This is a genomic window from Mesorhizobium sp. M0340, from assembly GCF_040321535.1.
GTDB lineage: Bacteria > Pseudomonadota > Alphaproteobacteria > Rhizobiales > Rhizobiaceae > Mesorhizobium.
Genome location: NZ_JAMYRR010000034.1, coordinates 22,810 through 40,743, shown reverse-complemented (window position 1 = coordinate 40,743; position 17,934 = coordinate 22,810). Strand labels below are relative to the sequence as shown.

16 protein-coding genes, 1 pseudogene and 1 riboswitch are annotated in these 17,934 nt (G+C 63.2%); of the genes and pseudogenes, 13 read left to right on the top strand and 4 right to left on the bottom strand.

Features of this window, described 5'->3' with window-relative positions:
• The 5 genes and pseudogenes from NKI79_RS30045 to NKI79_RS30025 form a co-directional block, all read left to right on the top strand.
• Nucleotides 1–251: pseudogene (locus NKI79_RS30045) on the top strand (S-(hydroxymethyl)glutathione synthase); the annotation flags it as partial.
• Nucleotides 252–317: 66 nt separating this feature from the next.
• Nucleotides 318–785, top strand: a complete 468-nt coding sequence (locus tag NKI79_RS30040) for a YaiI/YqxD family protein (RefSeq protein WP_254818384.1) — start codon at nucleotides 318–320, stop codon at nucleotides 783–785.
• A gap of 5 nt (nucleotides 786–790) precedes the next feature.
• A complete protein-coding gene (locus tag NKI79_RS30035) occupies nucleotides 791–1,468 on the top strand; it encodes a DUF1345 domain-containing protein (protein ID WP_352806729.1) in 678 nt (225 codons plus the stop codon).
• A 100-nt stretch (nucleotides 1,469–1,568) separates the two neighbouring features.
• Nucleotides 1,569–2,447, top strand: a complete 879-nt coding sequence (locus NKI79_RS30030; protein WP_352806727.1) for a cytochrome b/b6 domain-containing protein — start codon at nucleotides 1,569–1,571, stop codon at nucleotides 2,445–2,447.
• A gap of 1 nt (nucleotide 2,448) precedes the next feature.
• Nucleotides 2,449–3,258, top strand: coding sequence for a molybdopterin-binding protein (locus NKI79_RS30025; RefSeq protein WP_254818381.1), 810 nt, complete (start codon nucleotides 2,449–2,451; stop codon nucleotides 3,256–3,258).
• A gap of 229 nt (nucleotides 3,259–3,487) precedes the next feature.
• Here the strand turns inward: NKI79_RS30025 and NKI79_RS30020 are convergent, their stop codons facing one another.
• On the bottom strand, nucleotides 3,488–4,090 hold the full coding sequence (locus NKI79_RS30020; protein ID WP_352806725.1) for a DUF3011 domain-containing protein: 603 nt from the start codon (nucleotides 4,088–4,090) through the stop codon (nucleotides 3,488–3,490).
• Nucleotides 4,091–4,176: 86 nt separating this feature from the next.
• On the opposite strand from NKI79_RS30020, the gene NKI79_RS30015 reads away from it, so the two are divergent.
• From NKI79_RS30015 to gcvP, 4 genes are all read left to right on the top strand, one after another.
• Nucleotides 4,177–5,004, top strand: coding sequence for a transporter substrate-binding domain-containing protein (locus NKI79_RS30015; RefSeq protein ID WP_254818379.1), 828 nt, complete (start codon nucleotides 4,177–4,179; stop codon nucleotides 5,002–5,004).
• A 117-nt stretch (nucleotides 5,005–5,121) separates the two neighbouring features.
• Nucleotides 5,122–5,208: riboswitch (glycine riboswitch) on the top strand.
• A 148-nt stretch (nucleotides 5,209–5,356) separates the two neighbouring features.
• Complete coding sequence (gene gcvT / locus NKI79_RS30010; protein ID WP_352806723.1) at nucleotides 5,357–6,475, top strand: glycine cleavage system aminomethyltransferase GcvT; 1,119 nt, start codon at nucleotides 5,357–5,359, stop codon at nucleotides 6,473–6,475.
• A 5-nt stretch (nucleotides 6,476–6,480) separates the two neighbouring features.
• Nucleotides 6,481–6,849 carry a glycine cleavage system protein GcvH gene (gcvH, locus tag NKI79_RS30005; RefSeq protein WP_352650881.1) on the top strand — a complete coding sequence of 123 codons (369 nt, stop codon included), beginning with the start codon at nucleotides 6,481–6,483 and terminating at the stop codon, nucleotides 6,847–6,849.
• A gap of 16 nt (nucleotides 6,850–6,865) precedes the next feature.
• Nucleotides 6,866–9,676, top strand: coding sequence for an aminomethyl-transferring glycine dehydrogenase (gcvP, locus tag NKI79_RS30000; RefSeq protein WP_352806722.1), 2,811 nt, complete (start codon nucleotides 6,866–6,868; stop codon nucleotides 9,674–9,676).
• A 71-nt stretch (nucleotides 9,677–9,747) separates the two neighbouring features.
• Here the strand turns inward: gcvP and NKI79_RS29995 are convergent, their stop codons facing one another.
• Nucleotides 9,748–10,917, bottom strand: coding sequence for a GGDEF domain-containing protein (locus tag NKI79_RS29995; RefSeq protein ID WP_352804808.1), 1,170 nt, complete (start codon nucleotides 10,915–10,917; stop codon nucleotides 9,748–9,750).
• A gap of 273 nt (nucleotides 10,918–11,190) precedes the next feature.
• Between NKI79_RS29995 and parE the strand changes: the two genes are divergently transcribed.
• Nucleotides 11,191–13,242, top strand: a complete 2,052-nt coding sequence (gene parE / locus NKI79_RS29990; protein WP_352806720.1) for a DNA topoisomerase IV subunit B — start codon at nucleotides 11,191–11,193, stop codon at nucleotides 13,240–13,242.
• A 168-nt stretch (nucleotides 13,243–13,410) separates the two neighbouring features.
• Here the strand turns inward: parE and NKI79_RS29985 are convergent, their stop codons facing one another.
• A complete protein-coding gene (locus tag NKI79_RS29985; RefSeq protein WP_352806717.1) occupies nucleotides 13,411–14,532 on the bottom strand; it encodes a DUF2336 domain-containing protein in 1,122 nt (373 codons plus the stop codon).
• Between the two features lie 152 nt (nucleotides 14,533–14,684).
• Here NKI79_RS29985 and NKI79_RS29980 point away from each other — a divergent pair, with 152 nt between their 5' ends.
• Nucleotides 14,685–15,134 carry a MaoC family dehydratase gene (locus NKI79_RS29980; protein WP_352479750.1) on the top strand — a complete coding sequence of 150 codons (450 nt, stop codon included), beginning with the start codon at nucleotides 14,685–14,687 and terminating at the stop codon, nucleotides 15,132–15,134.
• Nucleotides 15,135–15,137: 3 nt separating this feature from the next.
• A complete protein-coding gene (locus tag NKI79_RS29975) occupies nucleotides 15,138–16,019 on the top strand; it encodes an HpcH/HpaI aldolase/citrate lyase family protein (RefSeq protein WP_352806714.1) in 882 nt (293 codons plus the stop codon).
• Nucleotides 16,020–16,037: 18 nt separating this feature from the next.
• Here NKI79_RS29975 and NKI79_RS29970 read toward each other — a convergent pair whose 3' ends face one another.
• Complete coding sequence (locus NKI79_RS29970; protein ID WP_352479752.1) at nucleotides 16,038–16,622, bottom strand: nitroreductase family protein; 585 nt, start codon at nucleotides 16,620–16,622, stop codon at nucleotides 16,038–16,040.
• Between the two features lie 156 nt (nucleotides 16,623–16,778).
• On the opposite strand from NKI79_RS29970, the gene NKI79_RS29965 reads away from it, so the two are divergent.
• Entirely contained in the window at nucleotides 16,779–17,744 is a 966-nt protein-coding gene (locus NKI79_RS29965) for an RgsD C-terminal domain-containing protein (RefSeq protein WP_352466968.1), read from the top strand.
• Nucleotides 17,745–17,934: the final 190 nt, after the last annotated feature.

The following is a 17,934-nucleotide window of genomic DNA, read 5'->3' as shown; positions in this document are numbered from 1 at the left end:
AGCGCGACCACGCTTTCAAGGGGCTGTCCTTCATCCATCCGGAACGCTTCCAGGAGGATGGCTGGTCGCCTCCGGGCTTCACCGCCTTTGTCTCGTCGATCATTGAATCCGGTGTCGATCCGAGCCGCATGGACGGCATAAGGTCACAGCTGAAGTCGATCGGGCTCGAACCTTATGATTGCCTCAATCCTGGCCTGATGGACTATATCGCCACCTGGACGGCCAAGAGATCCGGCGCGTTGCCGGCCTAGTAGCCGCTCGACTATCATCGATCGAGCCGGGCGACGCCGCCCGGCTCTTTCACATTTGGAACAACGATGCCCGCACCTGCTATTCTCGTCGACGCCGATGCTTGCCCGGTGAAGGCCGAGGTCGAAAAAGTCGCCGAGCGGCACGGCATTGTCGTCACCTTCGTCTCCAATGGCGGCTTGCGTCCGTCGCGCGATCCGATGATCCGCAATGTCGTCGTCTCCAAGGGCGCGGACGCCGCCGACGACTGGATCGTCGAAAATGCCCGGTCCAACGACATTGTGGTGACCGCCGATATCCCGCTTGCCGCGCGCGCGGTGGCGCTTGGCGCCCACGTACTTGGTCCGACCGGACGCCCGTTTACGCCCGAAACGATCGGCATGGCGGTGGCGATGCGCGACCTCAAGCAGCACCTGCGCGAAACCGGCGAGAGCAAGGGCTACAATTCGAGCTTCGCGCCGCAGGATCGCTCGCGGTTCCTAGGCGAGCTTGACCGCATCCTACGGCGAGCGCTGAAATCCGCGCCAGCGGACTGAAAACCATGGCGGCTGGTACCACGACCAAGATGCCCATGCGACGCCACACGCTGTTCGCGGTGTCGGCCTGCATCGGCGTGGCAGCCTTTGGCACAGCGCTGATCTGGCGTGCGCCGCTTGCCTATTCGATCGGCGCCAATGTGTTCTTTGCCGCCTATCTGGTTCTTGTCGTCGCCCACATGCCGCGGCTTACCGGCAGCTATCTGCGCAAGAATGCAGGCGACACTGACCTGCCGGTATTCGCGATCTTCGCGGTCACTCTGGTTGTGGTCGCTATTGCCATCATTTCGTTGTTTCAATTGATCAACAGGGAGAAGAGCGCGGACGCCGTCGAGCTTACGGTGGCGCTGCTGTCTATCCCGCTTGGCTGGTTGACCATCCATGCCATGGCGGCACTTCACTACGCGCATCTCTATTGGTTGGACGGCGATGCGATGGATGGCGACACCAAAAAGAGGATTCCAGTCGGCGGCCTCGACTTCCCGGGCGGCAAGCGGCCGGAGGGCTCGGATTTCCTCTATTTTTCGACAGTGATCGGCATGACGGCGCAAACCGCCGACACCAACATCACGACCTCGCAAATGCGCCGTGTCGTGCTTGTGCATTCGATCCTGTCGTTCTTCTTCAATACAGTCATCGTCGCAGCCGCAGTCAACCTAGCCGTCAGCCTCGGCAGTCCGTAATAAATCCGTGATCGGGTGAAACATCGCTTAGGCTGGCGACGTATTGGGAGGAGAAGATATCTGACAGGCCGCGGCGAACGCGCGGCCGGAGGAACAACAGATGGAATCGCTTGCCAGAAACCAAGCCGCCGGAGCAGATACCGCCGCGCCGAGCGATGTGACGCTGATCTATCGCCAGTCGCGCTGGACGCGGCTGACGCATTGGCTATGGGCGATCGCGCTGTTCTTCATGCTGCTTTCCGGCCTGCAGATCTTCAACGCCCGCCCGCAGCTCTACATCGGCAAGGAGTCGGGCTTTGGCTACAACAACACCGTCTTCGCCATCGGTGCCGAGAATACCGCGGCTGGCCCGCGCGGTTACACCGAAATTTTCGGCAAGCGCTTCGATACCACCGGCGTGCTCGGCTGGTCGGGTCCGGCCGGCCAGGAGACTTCCCGGGCCTTCCCGTCCTGGGCGACGATTCCTTCCTATTACGATCTCGGCACCGCGCGCGTCGTTCATTTCTTCTTTGCCTGGGTGCTGACCACCACGCTGCTGGTCTGGCTGGTCGCCAGCCTCATCAACGGCCATTTGCGCCGCGATCTTGCCCCGCGCCTCGATGATTTCAGGCGGCTGCCGCAAGACATTGTCGACCACGCCAGGTTCAGGTTTCACCACAGGCGCGAATACAACACCTTGCAGAAGATGGCTTATGGCGGCGTGCTGTTCGTGCTGCTGCCGCTGATGATCATCACCGGCCTTGCCATGTCGCCGAGCATGGATTCGGTGCTGCCGTTCCTGAACGATCTGCTCGGCGGCCGACAGACGGCGCGCACCATTCATTTCACGGTGATGCTGCTGCTCGTCGCCTTCTTCATTATCCACATCCTGATGATCCTGGCCGCCGGTCCGATCAACGAGCTGCGCTCAATCATCACCGGCTGGTATCGAACCGACCCGCCGGCGCATGCCGACGATGCGCCAGAGAGGAGTGCCTGACATGGCGAAATTCGAGATCAGCCCCAAGCTACAGATAAGTCGAAGAAAGTTCCTGACCTCGGCCAGCCTCGGCCTTTCCGGCATCATGCTGTCGGGCTGCGACGCCTTCGACAGCCAGCTTGGCGTCGGCGACAGCCTGCGCAGCTTCCTCGAAAGCGCCAATGGCCTGACCTGGCGGGCGCAGCGACTGCTTGCCGGCGCTGATGCGCTGGCGCCGGAATTCACCGAGGCCGACATTCGCCAGCCGCAGCGGCCGAACGGCGTCACCGCACCCGACGACGATTTCTACAAGGGCCTGCTCGCCAGCGATTTCGCCGACTGGCGGCTGGAGGTTTCCGGCCTTGTCGAAAAGCCGCTGTCGCTGACCCGCGAGCAGCTGATGAACATGCCGAGCCGCACCCAGATCACCCGCCACGACTGCGTCGAAGGCTGGAGTTGCATTGCCAAATGGACCGGCACGCCGCTGTCGCTGGTGCTCGACCAGGCCGTGGTCAAGCCGCAGGCGCGCTATGTCATGTTCCACTGCCTCGATACGATCGACCGCAGCCTTGCCGGCGATATCAAATATTACGGCTCGATTGACCTGATCGATGCCCGTCATCCGCAGACGATCCTTGCCTATGGCCTCAACGGCAAGCCGTTGCCGGTCGAGAACGGCGCGCCGCTGCGCGTCCGCGTCGAGCGCCAGCTCGGCTACAAGATGCCGAAATACCTCTACAAGATCGAGCTGGTCGACGGCTTCGCCAATATCGGCGGCGGCAGAGGCGGCTATTGGGAGGACAATGGCTACGACTGGTACGGCGGCATCTGACTGAAACCTGATCTCAGTTTCACCTAGAGCATTTTGCAGCCAAATGGAATCATTTGGCGTCCGCATAAATGCGGCAAAACAGATAGTTAGAGCGAGTTACCGGTTCCAAGAGAACCGGAACCGCTCTAAAGCGCGCCGCGTTCGATCGGCCTCATGCGACGCGCTGTAGGCTCTTCTTTTCATGCATGTCGTTGTCGCAAAACCGCTGCGCACTTTTGCGCGACATGCATTAACTGTCGTCGTCGCCGTCGTCGCCGTCGCTCCGCAGGGCCGGATTCAGGTCGGGATTATCGTCCGGGGTGACGAGCTTCCCAAGCCCGTGCGGTCCTTGGTAGTTGCCGTGGGTATCGAAGTTGGGATTGCCCTGATTGTCGAATTGCGGCGTCGGATCGATCGATTGGTCGTAACGGCGCGGGCGCGGCTTCGGATAGTAATTATCGGAATGATGGCGATGCGAATTGCTGTTGTCGAGAATGGCGCCTACCACGCCGCCGACGATAATGGCTGCGGCGAGGTCGCCAGCAGAGGGGTTACGGTTGGGGCCGGCGACCGCGAATTCGGCCGAACAACCATTGTCGACCCAGATGCCGCCGCCGTCATAGCCCCAGCTTCTACCGTATACGCAACGCGCCTTCGATAGACGGGAGGTCAACTGCACGCCACCTCGCGTATCTACCCCGCAATAGGAATAACGGTAATCGGCGCTGGAGCAGACCACGCGTTTTGCCCCCGCAGCCTGCGCTGCCGCTGGCAGCAACGAAAGCTTCGCCGGGTTGCCCAGGATGCAACCCAGGAACATCATCGAACCGGTAACCGCCATCCGTGCCGACATCGCAACTCTCCATCAGGGTCCGCTATCGACAGAATGGCACCTCTGTGTAAGTCTGACAACCGGACGGGCTCAGTGAGGTTATATTAATGCGCGCTAAGATTATCGCCACTATTATACTTGCCCTTTCTGCATGGTTGGCTTTGTCGCTGCTGCCAGCCCGGGCGGACGACAGCCTCAAGCGCATCATCGATCAGAAGACACTGACGGTCGGCGTGGCGCTCAACCCGCCATGGATCCTCAAGAAGGCCGACGGAAAGTTCGCCGGCTATGATGTCGACCTGACCAGTGCGCTGGCGTCCGATCTCGGCGTCGACCTGAAGCTGATCGAGGTGCCATGGAACGACCTCAAGACGCGATTGCTCAAGGGTGAGTTCGACATGATCGCGGCGGGCTACGCCAGCACGCCGGAACGCGCACGCGAGGTGGTGTTCTCCGACCAGACCGGTACCGCCGATATCCGCATGGTGGCGACGATCGCCAGCCTTGGGAAAAGGCCGGGCAAGGCACTTGCGGCGCCGGGCTACAAGATCGCCGTGCTCTCCAACTCGACGGACGAAGCCGCGGCGAGGGAAGCATTCCCGAAAGCGGCCATCGTTTCATTCGACAATGCGGCCGATGTTTTCGCCGCCGTCATCAGCGGGCAAGCACAGGCGATGGTGGCGACATCGCCGACGCCGCAAATGGCCGCCAGGCTTTATGACGCCAAGCTCAAGCTGGTGGGCGGCCCGCTGTTGCGGACGCCGGAAGCGTTTGCCATGCGGCCGGACGATGTCCGCCTCATCCAATACGTCAACAACTGGATCGGCGCGCGCACCGCCGACGGCACCATAGGCGGCGTTCGCCGCTACTGGTTCGGCAGCTTCAAATGGATGTCGCGCTTCGAGACAGCCAAGCCCGAGCCCGCAAAACAATAGGGTCGCGACCTGTTCGCGACGAGGCAGCGAAGACTTGCCAGTAAAAATGTCGCTGGCAGGTGACAAGGTGTCGTCCACGGGCTATGGATGACGAGTCGAGGGCTCCTGACCGAGTCCTACCTGTTTGCGGGAGAGAGCAGCGAGAGCTGCCGCCGAAGGGGAAATCGCCCGAAATCTCTCAGGCAAAAGAACCGTAGACGGGAAAGACACTCTGGAAAGTCGGGGCTTGCCCCCGCGCCGAAGGTGTAAGCGCTGCCGACAGAGTTACGGGGCGCGAGTCTCTCAGGCTTCAGACAGAGGGGCACGGACTGGTCGCCATTCGCGGCCGCTTGCGTGCGACTCTGGAGATGACATGACGGGCGACGACACCAAACACCTTCCCCTCGAAGATCTGCATGTGGCAGCCGGTGCGCGCTTTGGCGCCTTCGCCGGCTGGTCGATGCCGCTGACCTATCCGGCCGGTGTGATGAAAGAGCATCTGCACAGCCGCGAGCATGCCGGCCTGTTCGACATCTCGCACATGAAGCTGTTCGAAATCAGCGGTCGGGGGGCAGCAGCGCTTCTGAACCGCGCCTGCCCGTTCGATGCCGGCGCGCTTGAGGTTTCCCTGTCCAAATATACGTTCTTCCTTAACGAGGCCGCCGGCATTCTGGACGATCTGATCGTCACCAGGCTTGGCGCCGAGCGCTTCATGATGGTCGCCAATGCCGGCAATGCCGCCGCCGACGAAAAGCATCTGCGCGCATTGGCCAAAAATTTCGAAGCAGAGGGCGATTTCGGCGTGAAGGTGGACGCACTCGACCGCGTTTTCCTTGCCATCCAGGGCCCCGAAGCGTGGGCTGCCCTTTCCCGCGCCGGCATCGAGACCGGTTCGCTCGTGTTCATGCACGGCATCGAACCGCGCGAAAAATGGTTCATGAGCCGGTCCGGCTATACCGGCGAAGACGGCTTCGAGATCGGCCTGCCGGAAGCGGATGCAAGAAACCTCGTCGCCAGGCTGCTCGAGGACGAGCGGGTGATGTGGGTCGGCCTTGCCGCCCGCGACAGCCTGCGGCTTGAAGCCGGACTGTGCCTGCACGGGCTGGACATCACGCCGGAGATCGATCCGGCCAGCGCCGGGCTGATGTGGGCGATCCCCAAGGAGGTTCGCGCCTCTGGCGCCTTCATCGGCGCCGATGCGCTGCGCGCCATCGTGGAGCGCGGCCCGGCGCAAAAACGCGTCGGCCTGAAGCCGGAAGGCCGCCAGCCGGTGCGCGCCGGTGCTGCCCTTTTCGATGCCGACGGCAACCCTGCCGGCCACGTCACCTCCGGCGGCTTCGGCCCCTCGGCCGGTCATCCGGTCGCCATGGGCTACGTCCAGACACCGCTTGCCAAATCCGGCGCAAAACTGTTCGCCGATGTCCGCGGGACGAAAATCCCGGTCGACATCCACCCCTTGCCCTTCACGCCCCATCGCTACCGCAAAGGATGATTTCAATGGCAAAGACCTATTTCACCGAAGATCACGAATGGCTGCGCGTCGAGGGCGGCATCGCCACCGTCGGCATCACCGATTACGCGCAGGAGCAGCTCGGCGATCTCGTATTTGTTGAACTGCCGGAGCCAGGGAAAAAGCTGGCCAAGGGCGATACGGCCGTGGTGGTCGAATCGGTCAAGGCGGCTTCGGACGTCTACGCACCGGTCGACGGCGAGATCACCGAGGCCAACACCTCGCTGTCATCGGATCCTTCGCTCGTCAATTCGGCGGCAACCGGCGACGGCTGGCTGTGGAAGATGAAGCTGGCCAATGAGAGCCAGCTCGACGAGCTCCTCGATGAAGCCGCTTACAAAGCCCATATTGGTTGATAGCAGGACCAGGAAGATGACCGCAGCACCCTACCCCTTCTCGGCTCGCCATATCGGCCCGGGCCTCCATGACGTCAGAGCCATGCTGGCGACGATCGGCGTTCCTTCGGTCGAGACCCTGATCAGTCAGGCAGTGCCGAAGTCGATCCGGCTCGACCGGCCGCTGGCCCTACCCGCCCCCGCAAGCGAAGCGGAAGCGCTGACCGAGCTCGCGGCGACGATGGCAAGGAACACGGTGCTGAAGAGCTTCATCGGCACCGGCTATCATGGCGTCCATGTGCCGCCGGTGATCCAGCGCAACCTGTTCGAGAACCCGGCCTGGTATACCGCCTACACGCCTTACCAGGCCGAGATCAGCCAGGGCCGGCTGGAAATGCTATTCAACTTCCAGACGCTGGTGACAGAATTGACCGGCCTGCCGGTGGCATCGGCCTCGCTGCTCGACGAGGCGACGGCGGTGGCCGAAGCGGTCGGCATTGCGCTGCGCCATCATCGCGACAAGCGCACCAAGGTGGCACTGGCCGGCACGCCGCACCCGCAGACGCTGGACGTCGTGCGCACCCGCGCCGAGCCCCTCGGCATCGAGGTGGACGGCGAGGTGATCGACGACAACACCGCCGCCCTGCTGGTCTCCTGGCCCGATACATTCGGCGTCTACGGCAATCACAAGGCAGCCATCGACAAGGCCCATGCCGCCGGCGCGCTGGTCGTCTTCATCGCCGACCCGCTTGGCTTGACGCTGACCGATGCGCCGGCCAGGCTTGGCGCCGACATCGCCGTCGGCCCGATGCAGCGTTTTGGCGTGCCGATGGGCTTTGGCGGGCCGCACGCCGCCTATTGCGCGGTCTCCGACAGGCTGACGCGGCTGATGCCCGGCCGGCTCGTTGGCCAGTCGACGGATAGCAAGGGCCGTCCCGGTTATCGCCTGGCTTTGCAGACACGCGAGCAGCATATCCGCCGCGACAAGGCGACCTCCAACATCTGCACCGCACAGGCGCTGCTCGCCAACATGGCGACGGCCTACGCGATCTGGCATGGCCCTGCCGGGCTGCAGGCGATTGCCGGCCGCGTCCACACGCTGGCCAACCGCCTGGCTGCCGGCCTCAAGGCAGCGGGCGTTTCGGTGGTCGGCGAAAGCCGGTTCGACACGGTGGCTGTGGAAGTGAAGGGCAGAGCCGGCGCGATTGCCGCCGCCGCAGAAAAGACGGGCCTCCTGTTGCGCGTCATCGACGCCGACCATGTCGGCATCAGCTTCGACGAGACCTCCACCGAAGCCGATCTGGAGGCGATCGCAGCACTTTTCGGCGCCAAGGCCGGCGTTGCCGCCGGCAGTTCCATGCCAGGAAAACCGCGCGGCAAGGAGTTCCTCACCCAGCCCGTGTTCCGCGAAAATCACTCGGAAACCGACATGATGCGCTTCCTGCGCCGGCTGGCCGACAAGGACCTGGCGCTTGACCGCGCCATGATCCCGCTCGGCTCCTGCACCATGAAGCTCAACGCCGCCGCCGAAATGATGCCAGTGAGCTGGCCTGATGTCGCCAACCTGCATCCCTTCGCGCCGGCAAACCATTCGATAGGCTATCGCGCCATGATCGACGAGCTGGAAGGCTGGTTGGCGGAGATCACCGGCTTCGACGCGGTGACCCTGCAGCCCAATGCCGGCAGCCAGGGCGAATATGCCGGGCTGCTCGCCATTCGCCGCTATCATCTGTCACGTGGCGAAGGCTATCGCACCGTCTGCCTGATCCCCTCCTCGGCGCATGGCACCAATCCGGCAAGTGCGGCCATGGCCGGCATGAGCGTCGTCGTCGTGCGCTGCACCGAGGACGGCAATATCGACATGGACGACCTGCAGGCCAAGGCGGCCGAGCATGCGCATAATCTCGCGGCGCTGATGTTCACCTATCCCTCGACGCATGGCGTCTTCGAGGAAGGCGCGCGCGACCTCTGCGCCCTCGTCCACAGCCATGGCGGCCAGGTCTATTTCGACGGCGCCAACCTCAACGCGCTAGTCGGCCTCGCCCGTCCCGGCGATATCGGCGCCGATGTCTGCCACATGAACCTGCACAAGACCTTCTGCATCCCGCATGGCGGCGGCGGCCCCGGCGTCGGCCCGATCGGCGTCAAGGCGCATCTGAAGCCGCATCTGCCCGGCCACGTCACCGAAGGCTCGGTCCATGCCGTGGCGGCGGCACCGTTCGGCAGCGCCTCGATCCTGCCGATCACCTGGATGTATATTCGCATGATGGGCGCTTCCGGCCTGAAGCAGGCAACCGAGACGGCGATCATCTCCGCCAACTATGTGGCGACGCGGCTTGGCGAGCATTTCCCCCTGCTTTACAAGGGGCGCAACGGACGCGTCGCGCATGAATGCATCCTCGACACCCGCGTGCTCAAGGACAGCGCCGGCATCAGCGTCGACGATATCGCCAAGCGGCTGATCGACTATGGCTTCCACGCGCCGACCATGTCGTTCCCGGTCGCTGGCACGCTGATGGTGGAGCCGACCGAATCCGAGCCCAAGCGCGAGTTGGATCGTTTCTGCGAGGCCATGATCGCCATAGCCGGCGAGGCAGCCAAGGTGGCGAAGGGCGAATGGCCGTTGGCCGACAATCCTCTGGTCAACGCTCCGCACACCGCCGCCGAGGCATTGGCCGGCCAATGGACCCATCCCTATTCGCGTCTGGAGGCGGCCTACCCCGCCGGCGATGCCGATACGGCAGCAAAGTACTGGCCGCCGGTGTCACGCATCGACAATGTCGCCGGCGACCGCAACCTGGTCTGCTCCTGCCCGCCGCTGTCGGAATATCTGGGTGCGGCGGAATAGATCATGATTCCGAAAGTGGAATCCGGTTTTCCGACAAGATCATAGGTCTAACAAGAAGCTAGAAACCCCAATCAGGCAGAACGCAAGGCCGGCCCGTCGGCCTTGCTCGCCCGGTCCCGAACGACGACGCGATTTCGCCCGGCGCGCTTTGCCGCATAGAGTGCTGCGTCGGCTTCGGCCAGCACATCGTCGAGACCGGTGCCGTTTGTTCCGCCAAAGCCGATGCCGCCGCTGACTGTGCTTCGCAACGGACCAAGTTGTGTGGCCACGACTTCCGTGCCGAAGGCGACGCTGATCTTGCTCGCAATGTCATAAGCCTTCTCTTCCGTCATCCGCGACATGACGAGCACGAACTCCTCGCCGCCCAACCGGAACGCGTCGACGCCGGTCCTGGCGTATTTCCTGATGACGGCGGCAAAGCGGCGCAGAACCTGGTCGCCGACCGGATGACCGAAAACGTCGTTCGTCCTCTTGAAATGGTCGAGGTCGAACATGGCGACGGACATGAACGGACCGAAGACCCGCTCGCCATAGAGTGCCGTCAACGCCCGCCGGTTCATCAGCCCGGTCAATGGATCGGTCATCGTCTCGGCCTTCAATTCGATCTGCGCCTGCAAATGGTGCAGGGAGAGCGTCAATGCGCCGAGCCCGGTCATGCAGGCGACGGCTACGACGGAATTCACCCGCTCGGCCCAATTGTCGGGCGCAACACCCAGCACCCATTGCCCCTTGACCAGCAGGACCGCGCCGCAAAGTCCGAACGACAGCGCACAGACGCCGCTCAGGAACGAGACGACCAGCAATATCCGTCGATCGTGACCACCCTCAATCCAGAACATCGCCCCGATGAGCGAGAGCAGCGCCGTTACCGTCGCGTAGGTGACGATGAAGCCGACACCATCAAACCCGAGATACGTCGCGCCCGCGCAAACAGCCATCGCAACCAAGGTCGGCAAGATGGCGCGCCTGTAATCGCCTATGCCGAGATATTGCATGGCCGACAGGCAGATAATCAGGAAACCGAGGCTGAGAGGCGCAAGCACGATCTGGCAAAGCCAGAGGCTTGGATCCCTCGTGTAATGCCAGAACAACACCACATGTGCGACGAGCACGAGAATGCCACACGCCACCGTCAGCACAAAGCGTGCCTGTGGCGCGCTGAACCAGATCGCAAACATGGTGATGCTGAGGCACGTGCCCGACAGCGCCGCCGCGAGCAGGAGCGAACTGTAATCCAACATGCTTAAGCGACAGCCTCTTGAGCGTTCCGCTGCATTCTAGGTCAGCGACAGTCCGCAAATACCGCTTTTTAGCCAATCTTCCGGCGTAACCTTCGGACAGGGTTTACAAAACGTCGATGCTCCAAGCTTCGACCCCATTTCCGCCGCTTGGCTGTCGAATGGTTTTGCAGTAAGAGGCTCTATCCTCGAACGTAACAGGAACCTCCGTCGCCTGCCCGCGAAAAGCGTGGCAGTATCGGGTGGTGATTCGCAGCATCGGAATCCAGGACCGGCATGGACGACAACAACGATCTTTTCGCCAAATTGGACAAGCAGCCTCAGCCTGCTCGCGCCGCCGCGCGCCCGGCCGATCCGCTGGTGCAGGCGGCGAAGCGGCCGGCGCCCCGCGACGCCAGCGAGAGTTACAGTGCCGCCGACATCGAGGTGCTGGAGGGGCTGGAGCCGGTGCGCCGCCGCCCGGGCATGTACATTGGCGGCACCGACGACAAGGCGATGCACCATCTGTTTGCCGAGGTCATCGACAATTCGATGGACGAGGCGGTCGCCGGCCATGCGACCTTCATCGATGTCGAGCTTTCCGCCGACGGATACCTGTCAGTCACCGACAACGGCCGCGGCATTCCGGTCGATCCGCACCCGAAATTCAAGAAGCCGGCGCTCGAACTCATCATGACGACGCTGCATTCAGGCGGCAAGTTCGACAGTAAGGTTTACGAGACGTCCGGCGGCCTGCACGGTGTCGGCGTTTCGGTCGTCAACGCGCTGTCCGACCATCTCGAGGTCGAGGTCGCGATTGGGCGCAAGCTCTATCGCCAGCGCTTCTCACGAGGCGTTCCGGTGACCGGCCTTGAGCAGCTCGGCGAGGTGCACAACCGGCGCGGCACGAAGATTCGCTTCCATCCAGACGAGCAGATTTTCGGCAAGGGCGCGGCGTTCGAGCCGGCGCGGCTCTACCGCATGGCGCGGTCAAAGGCTTATCTGTTCGGCGGTGTCGAAATCCGCTGGACCTGCGATCCCTCGCTGATCAGGGAAAAGGACACGACGCCGGCCAAGGCCGAATTCCATTTTCCGGGCGGCCTCAAGGATTATCTGAAAGCCTCGCTCGGCGACGAATTCCAGGTCACCCGTGAAATGTTCGCCGGCAAGAGCGAGAAGCAGGGCGGTCACGGTTCGCTCGAATGGGCCGTGACCTGGTTCGGCGGCGACGGTTTTATCAATTCCTATTGCAATACCATCCCGACCGCGGAGGGCGGCACGCATGAGGCTGGGTTCCGCAACGTCCTGACGCGCGGCTTGCGCGCCTACGCCGATCTGGTCGGCAACAAGCGCGCCTCGATCGTCACTTCCGAGGATGTGATGATCTCGGCGGCGGGCATGCTGTCGGTGTTCATCCGCGAACCGGAATTCGTCGGCCAGACCAAGGACAGGCTGGCGACGATCGAGGCGATCCGCATCGTCGAAAGCGCCATCCGCGACCCGTTCGACCACTGGCTGGCGGACAATCCGCAGGAGGCCTCGAAACTGCTCGAATGGGTGATCGCGCGCGCCGACGAACGGGTGCGCCGCCGCCAGGAAAAGGAAGTGTCGCGCAAGAGCGCAGTGCGCAAACTGCGCCTGCCCGGCAAGCTCGCCGACTGCACGCAGAATGCCGCCGCCGGCGCCGAGCTCTTTATCGTCGAGGGCGATTCGGCCGGCGGTTCGGCAAAGCAGGCGCGCGACCGCGCCAGCCAGGCGGTGCTGCCGCTGCGCGGCAAGATCCTCAACGTCGCCAATGCCGGCAGCGACAAGCTTGCCGGCAACCAGCAGATATCCGACCTGATCCAGGCCTTGGGCTGCGGCACGCGCTCGAAATACCGCGACGAGGACCTGCGTTACGACCGGGTCATCATCATGACCGATGCCGATGTCGACGGCGCCCATATCGCCTCGCTGCTGATCACCTTTTTCTACCAGGAGATGCCAAACCTGGTCCGCGGCGGCCATCTCTACCTGGCGGTCCCGCCGCTTTATTCGATCCGCCAAGGCGGCAAGGTCGGCTATGCCCGCAACGACGCGCATAAGGACGAACTCCTGCGCACCGAATTCACCGGGCGCGGCAAGGTCGAGATCGGCCGCTTCAAGGGGCTGGGCGAAATGATGGCCGCCCAGCTCAAGGAAACCACCATGGACCCGAGAAAGCGCACGCTGCTCAGGGTCGATGTGATCGACGCCGAGGCGGCGACCAAGGATGCTGTCGACGCACTGATGGGCACCAAGCCCGAGGCCCGTTTCCGCTTCATCCAGGAACGCGCGGAATTCGCCGAGACGGAAGTGCTGGATATCTGAGCGTCTTCTGCCAGGTGAGCCACAGACGGCGGTTGTTGCTACCCGGATATTTTCGCGAAGGACGAGGCCTGGAACGGTTCAGCGTTCACGGAAACGCCGAACCGCTCTTTCCTTTGTTCTAAAGCAATTCCGGACGGAAAACCGCTTCACAGTTTTCCTGGAATTGCTTTAGGCAGCCGCGATCGCCAGCGCGTGCCCGCGCGCGTTCTCGCGCAACGCGTCGAGATGGATCGACTTGATCAGCCCGGCGAGATCGCCCGCGGCGGACTGCCCGCCCAATTCCTTCAGCATCAGCCAGCTGACTTCCTGCACGCCGGCGAGGCGTTTGCCATTGGCGACCTCGCGCCAGACCTTCAGCGCGCGCAGGATGATGGCGTGGGTGGCGGCGGCAAGCCCGGCACTGCGGAACAGTGCCTGCAGCGCCACGTCATGGCCGCCGGCCAGCAGTGCTCTCACCCGTTGTTCGGATTGCTGGCTGAGCGCGACCAGGGCCGAACCAAAGAAGTCGACCTTGCCGTGCGCGATGGTGCGGATGACGAAGCTTGCGGTCAGGTCACCGCGCAGACGCAGATGTTCGACAAGCGCTGTATGTTCCTCGGCACGCGTGCCTTCGATCAATGTCACGGAAGCCTTGACGCAGGCATCGCGCGTGACGCGCTCGGCTCTTGCGGCGCCCATCAGCCCCAGCACCAGCGGCGAGCCCTTGAGCGTCTCGCCCACTTTGACCAGCAGCAAATGCCGACAATCGGCGGGCAGGCGCGCGTCGGCAATCAGCGCCTCGCGCACCAGAGGCAGATGGCCGTGCCGCTCGGCCATGCGCCGAAAGCTGATCGATGCGATGTCGGCGCCGCTGTTGGCGAGCAACGTGGTGCAGGCCTCCGGCTCGCCGATCTCGGCGATCGCCGCCGCAACCGACATCGACACCCGCGGCCGGTCGGCGATCACCTTCTGCGTCGCTTTCTGGCCGCCGGCAACCCGATCGATCAGGTCGGCATCAGTAAGCAGTGGCGACCGCGCCAGCACCAGGGCTGCGACTTCCGGCTGGTCCGAGGCCAGCGCGCTGACGATCTGCGGCGGCGCATGATGGCTCATGGAAAGCGGGTCGGCGATCGCCAGTCGCACCTTCGACGATGCGTCATCGAGCAGCAATGTCAGCGCCGCCTCAGCAGCGCAGCGGTCCTCGAAAGGCAGGTCCGAATCGACATAGGCGCGAGCAAGTGCGCTTGCCGCTGCAACGCGCTCCGACACCTTCGCCGTGTGGATCCATTTCAGGAAATGCGAAACGACCATGTCGCCTGCTTACGCCCTTTGCCAGAACGCTTCTGGCCCCTGTCGCGACCGTAGGCACAAATGGTTTACGAACGGTTCACCATGTTCGTTAACTGGCTTGCGAGCCCGGTATGCAACGCCTATCAACCCTTAGGCAGCAGAGGAGATCGACCATGGCCGGGCTTTATCTTGAGGAGTTCGCTGTCGGCCAAGTGTTCAAGCACACGCTGCGCAAGACCGTGACCGAAAGCGACAATATGCTGTTTTCGGTGATGACGCTGAACCCGCAGCCGCTGCACATCGATTTCGATTTCGCCGCCAAGAGCGAATGGGGCAAGCCGCTGGTCAATTCGCTGTTCACGCTGGGCCTGATGATCGGCATTTCAGTCAACGACATCACCGTCGGCACCACCATCGCCAATCTCGGCATGAAGGAGACAGTGTTTCCGCACCCCGTCTTCCACGGCGACACCATTCGCGTCGAGACCACGGTGGTTTCGGTGCGCGATTCCAGGTCCAAACCGGACCGCGGTATCGTCGAGTTCGAGCATCGCGCCTATAACCAGAACGACGTGCTGGTTGCCAAATGCACGAGGCAAGCCATGATGATGAAAAAGGCATAGCCGATGCGTTCTTTGCTCTTCGTCCCCGGCGATTCGGAAAAGAAGCTGGAAAAGGGCTTTGGCGTGAGTGCCGACGTGGTCATCGTCGATCTCGAGGATTCGATTGCCCCGCAGAACAAGGGGCTGGCGCGCGACACAGCGGCGCGTTTCATCGCCGGGCACAGGCACCAAACCAGCTCCGCGATCTATGTGCGCGTCAACGATCTTTCGACCGGACTGACCGACGACGATCTGGCGGCGCTCGTGCCGGCAAAACCAGACGGCATCATGCTGCCTAAGTCGAACAGCGGACTGGATGTCCAGCATCTCTCGGCCAAGCTCAGGGTGCACGAAGCTGAAAGCGGCCTGCCCGATGGAGCTATAAAGATCCTGCCGATCATCACAGAAACGGCCGCAGGGGTCTTGGCCGCAGCGACCTACGCCCGTGCAAGCGCGCGGCTTGTCGGCGTCACCTGGGGGGCGGAAGATTTGTCGGCGGCGATCGGCGCGCGCGCGACGCGCGACGCGAATGGCCGCTACACGGATGTGTTCCGCCTCGCCCGCACCGTGACCATGCTTGCCGCAAGTGCCGCGGAAGTCGCGGCAATCGACACCGTCTTTCCGGACTTTCGCGACATGGCGGGCTTCGAGGCCGAATGCGCAGAGGCCGAGCGCGACGGTTTCACCGGCAAGATGGCGATCCATCCGGCGCAGGTGCCGGCCATCAACGCCGCCTTCACGCCTTCGGCGCAAGCGGTGACAAGCGCCCTGGCGATCGTCGAGGCATTTAAGGCGGCGGGAAACCCCGGCGTCGTCGGCATCGACGGCAAGATGTACGACCGGCCGCATCTCAAGCTCGCCGAGCGGCTCCTGGCGCGGGCCAGGGTAGCTGGGCTTGGCGCTTAGGTCTGTTCCGCGCCGAAATTATCCCACCCACGGCCCCGAATAATCGGCATAGAGCTTTGCCGGATCGGGCCGTGGCCGCTCCGGTGCCGGCCCCTGGTAGGAGCCGATGTGGACGAAGCCTACGACCCGCTCATGTGGCGCCAGGCCGAGGATCGCCCTGCCCTCGGGCACGTCGGAATACCAGTTGCTGATCATGTTGGTGCCGTAGCCCAGCGCATTGGCAGCGAGCATCAGGTTCATCGCGGCCATGCCGCCGGACAGGAACATCTCCCATTGCGGGATCTTTGGATTTTCCCTGGGGATCGAGATCACGCCGATAACCAGCGGCGCCCGCGAAAAGCGCGCCAATTCCTGGTTGCGACGGCCTTCCGGCAGCGGTCCTTCGCGCTGCTCGGCAAGTGCCGCCAGCTTCTTGCCGATCTCGATGCGAGACTCGCCGCGATAGAGGATGAAACGCCAGGGCTCCAGCCGGCCGTGGTCCGGCACCCGCGAGGCGGCGGCGATCATCGTCGCGATCTCGGTATCGCCCGGTGCCGGCTCTTTCAAATCTGGGATCGGCGCGGAATTTCGGGTCAGCAGAAAATCGATGATTGGCGACGCCATGGGCGCAAGTCTCCTGGAATTTGAGCTGAAGCGCACCATCGGGACATCGGGCGGCTTGGGCATTGGCGCAGCGCGCCGGACAAAGAGCCCTGTAGCAGAAGCCGACCGGACTCTTAAGCCTTGAAATTGCCACCGCCTTGGGCTTCAACGCAAGGCATGTTTGAGGGGACATTGCGTCTTTTCCTGATATGGCTCGCTGCCGCACTGTTGATGGTGCCGGTTTCGCTCGCCGTCGCCCAGGATGTGGACGGCCTCGGCGAGCTGAAACTTCCCGGAATTTCGGGCTATGCGCCTCCGAAAAGCGAGACATCGCTGGCGTTGGGGAGCAGCGGGGCAATCACGCTGTCAGCGCAATTGACCGACAAGGGCGCCGACATCACGCGCGGCATCGTCTGGCGCGTCTTCAAGCCCGAATCGGCCAGCGACGGCAAGCTGCCGATGGTCGCCTCGGCTCATGGCGGTACCGCCGTGTTCCAGCTCGAGCCGGGTTCGTATCTGGTCCACGCCTCCTACGGGCGGGCCGGCGCCACCAAGCGCATCACCGTCGGCAAGGAAGCCAAGCGCGAGAGCCTCGTGCTCGATGCAGGCGGCCTCAAGCTTGATGCCGTGCTGTCCGGCGGGGTACGCATACCACCGAAGAAGCTGCGCTTCTCGATCTATGAGAGCCACGCCGCGGCCGACGGCGATCGCGCCCTGATCATACCCGATGTCGAGCCGAACAGCGTCGTGCGGCTCAATGCCGGCACCTACCACGTTGTGTCGACCTATGGTGCGGTGAACGCGGTCATCCGCTCCGACATCCGCGTCGAGGCCGGCAAGCTCACCGAAGCGACCGTCGAGCACCGTGCGGCCGAGATGACCATGAAGCTGGTGCGCGAACCGGGCGGCGAGGCGATCGCCGACACCTCCTGGTCGCTGCTGAACGAATCCGGCGATCCGATCAAGGAAACCGTCGGTGCCTTTGCCTCGATGGTGCTGGCCGAGGGCGACTATACCATCATCGCCAAGAACCGCGACCGCATCTACCAGAAGGATTTTACGGTGGTGGCTGGGCACAACCAGGACATCGAGGTTCTGGCCACAGAGGCTTCGGCCATCGATTCCGAGGAAGGCGCCGACTAAGCCGCGCCCTCTAAGCTGCCTTGCGCATGCGTCGCGCCAGCAACTGCGCGTGGCCACGCCATACGACCAGAGCCGGATCGACGACAGCCCGGTAAAGCCGCTCGAGCAATTCGTCTCATTCAGCACCTGACCGAAGCGCACGTCGATCGATTTGCCGGATAGGCGCGGCGCAACAGTCATATGAAAATGG

Excerpts from the sequence above, each read along its gene's own strand:
- NKI79_RS30040 (WP_254818384.1), top strand. The coding sequence starts at position 318 with ATGCCCGCACCTGCTATTCTCGTCGACGCCGATGCTTGCCCGGTGAAG.
- NKI79_RS30035 (WP_352806729.1), top strand. The coding sequence starts at position 791 with ATGGCGGCTGGTACCACGACCAAGATGCCCATGCGACGCCACACGCTG.
- NKI79_RS30030 (WP_352806727.1), top strand. The coding sequence starts at position 1,569 with ATGGAATCGCTTGCCAGAAACCAAGCCGCCGGAGCAGATACCGCCGCG.
- NKI79_RS30025 (WP_254818381.1), top strand. The coding sequence starts at position 2,449 with ATGGCGAAATTCGAGATCAGCCCCAAGCTACAGATAAGTCGAAGAAAG.
- NKI79_RS30020 (WP_352806725.1), bottom strand. The coding sequence starts at position 4,090 with ATGTCGGCACGGATGGCGGTTACCGGTTCGATGATGTTCCTGGGTTGC.
- NKI79_RS30015 (WP_254818379.1), top strand. The coding sequence starts at position 4,177 with ATGCGCGCTAAGATTATCGCCACTATTATACTTGCCCTTTCTGCATGG.
- gcvT (WP_352806723.1), top strand. The coding sequence starts at position 5,357 with ATGACGGGCGACGACACCAAACACCTTCCCCTCGAAGATCTGCATGTG.
- gcvH (WP_352650881.1), top strand. The coding sequence starts at position 6,481 with ATGGCAAAGACCTATTTCACCGAAGATCACGAATGGCTGCGCGTCGAG.
- gcvP (WP_352806722.1), top strand. The coding sequence starts at position 6,866 with ATGACCGCAGCACCCTACCCCTTCTCGGCTCGCCATATCGGCCCGGGC.
- NKI79_RS29995 (WP_352804808.1), bottom strand. The coding sequence starts at position 10,917 with ATGTTGGATTACAGTTCGCTCCTGCTCGCGGCGGCGCTGTCGGGCACG.
- parE (WP_352806720.1), top strand. The coding sequence starts at position 11,191 with ATGGACGACAACAACGATCTTTTCGCCAAATTGGACAAGCAGCCTCAG.
- NKI79_RS29985 (WP_352806717.1), bottom strand. The coding sequence starts at position 14,532 with ATGGTCGTTTCGCATTTCCTGAAATGGATCCACACGGCGAAGGTGTCG.
- NKI79_RS29980 (WP_352479750.1), top strand. The coding sequence starts at position 14,685 with ATGGCCGGGCTTTATCTTGAGGAGTTCGCTGTCGGCCAAGTGTTCAAG.
- NKI79_RS29975 (WP_352806714.1), top strand. The coding sequence starts at position 15,138 with ATGCGTTCTTTGCTCTTCGTCCCCGGCGATTCGGAAAAGAAGCTGGAA.
- NKI79_RS29970 (WP_352479752.1), bottom strand. The coding sequence starts at position 16,622 with ATGGCGTCGCCAATCATCGATTTTCTGCTGACCCGAAATTCCGCGCCG.
- NKI79_RS29965 (WP_352466968.1), top strand. The coding sequence starts at position 16,779 with ATGTTTGAGGGGACATTGCGTCTTTTCCTGATATGGCTCGCTGCCGCA.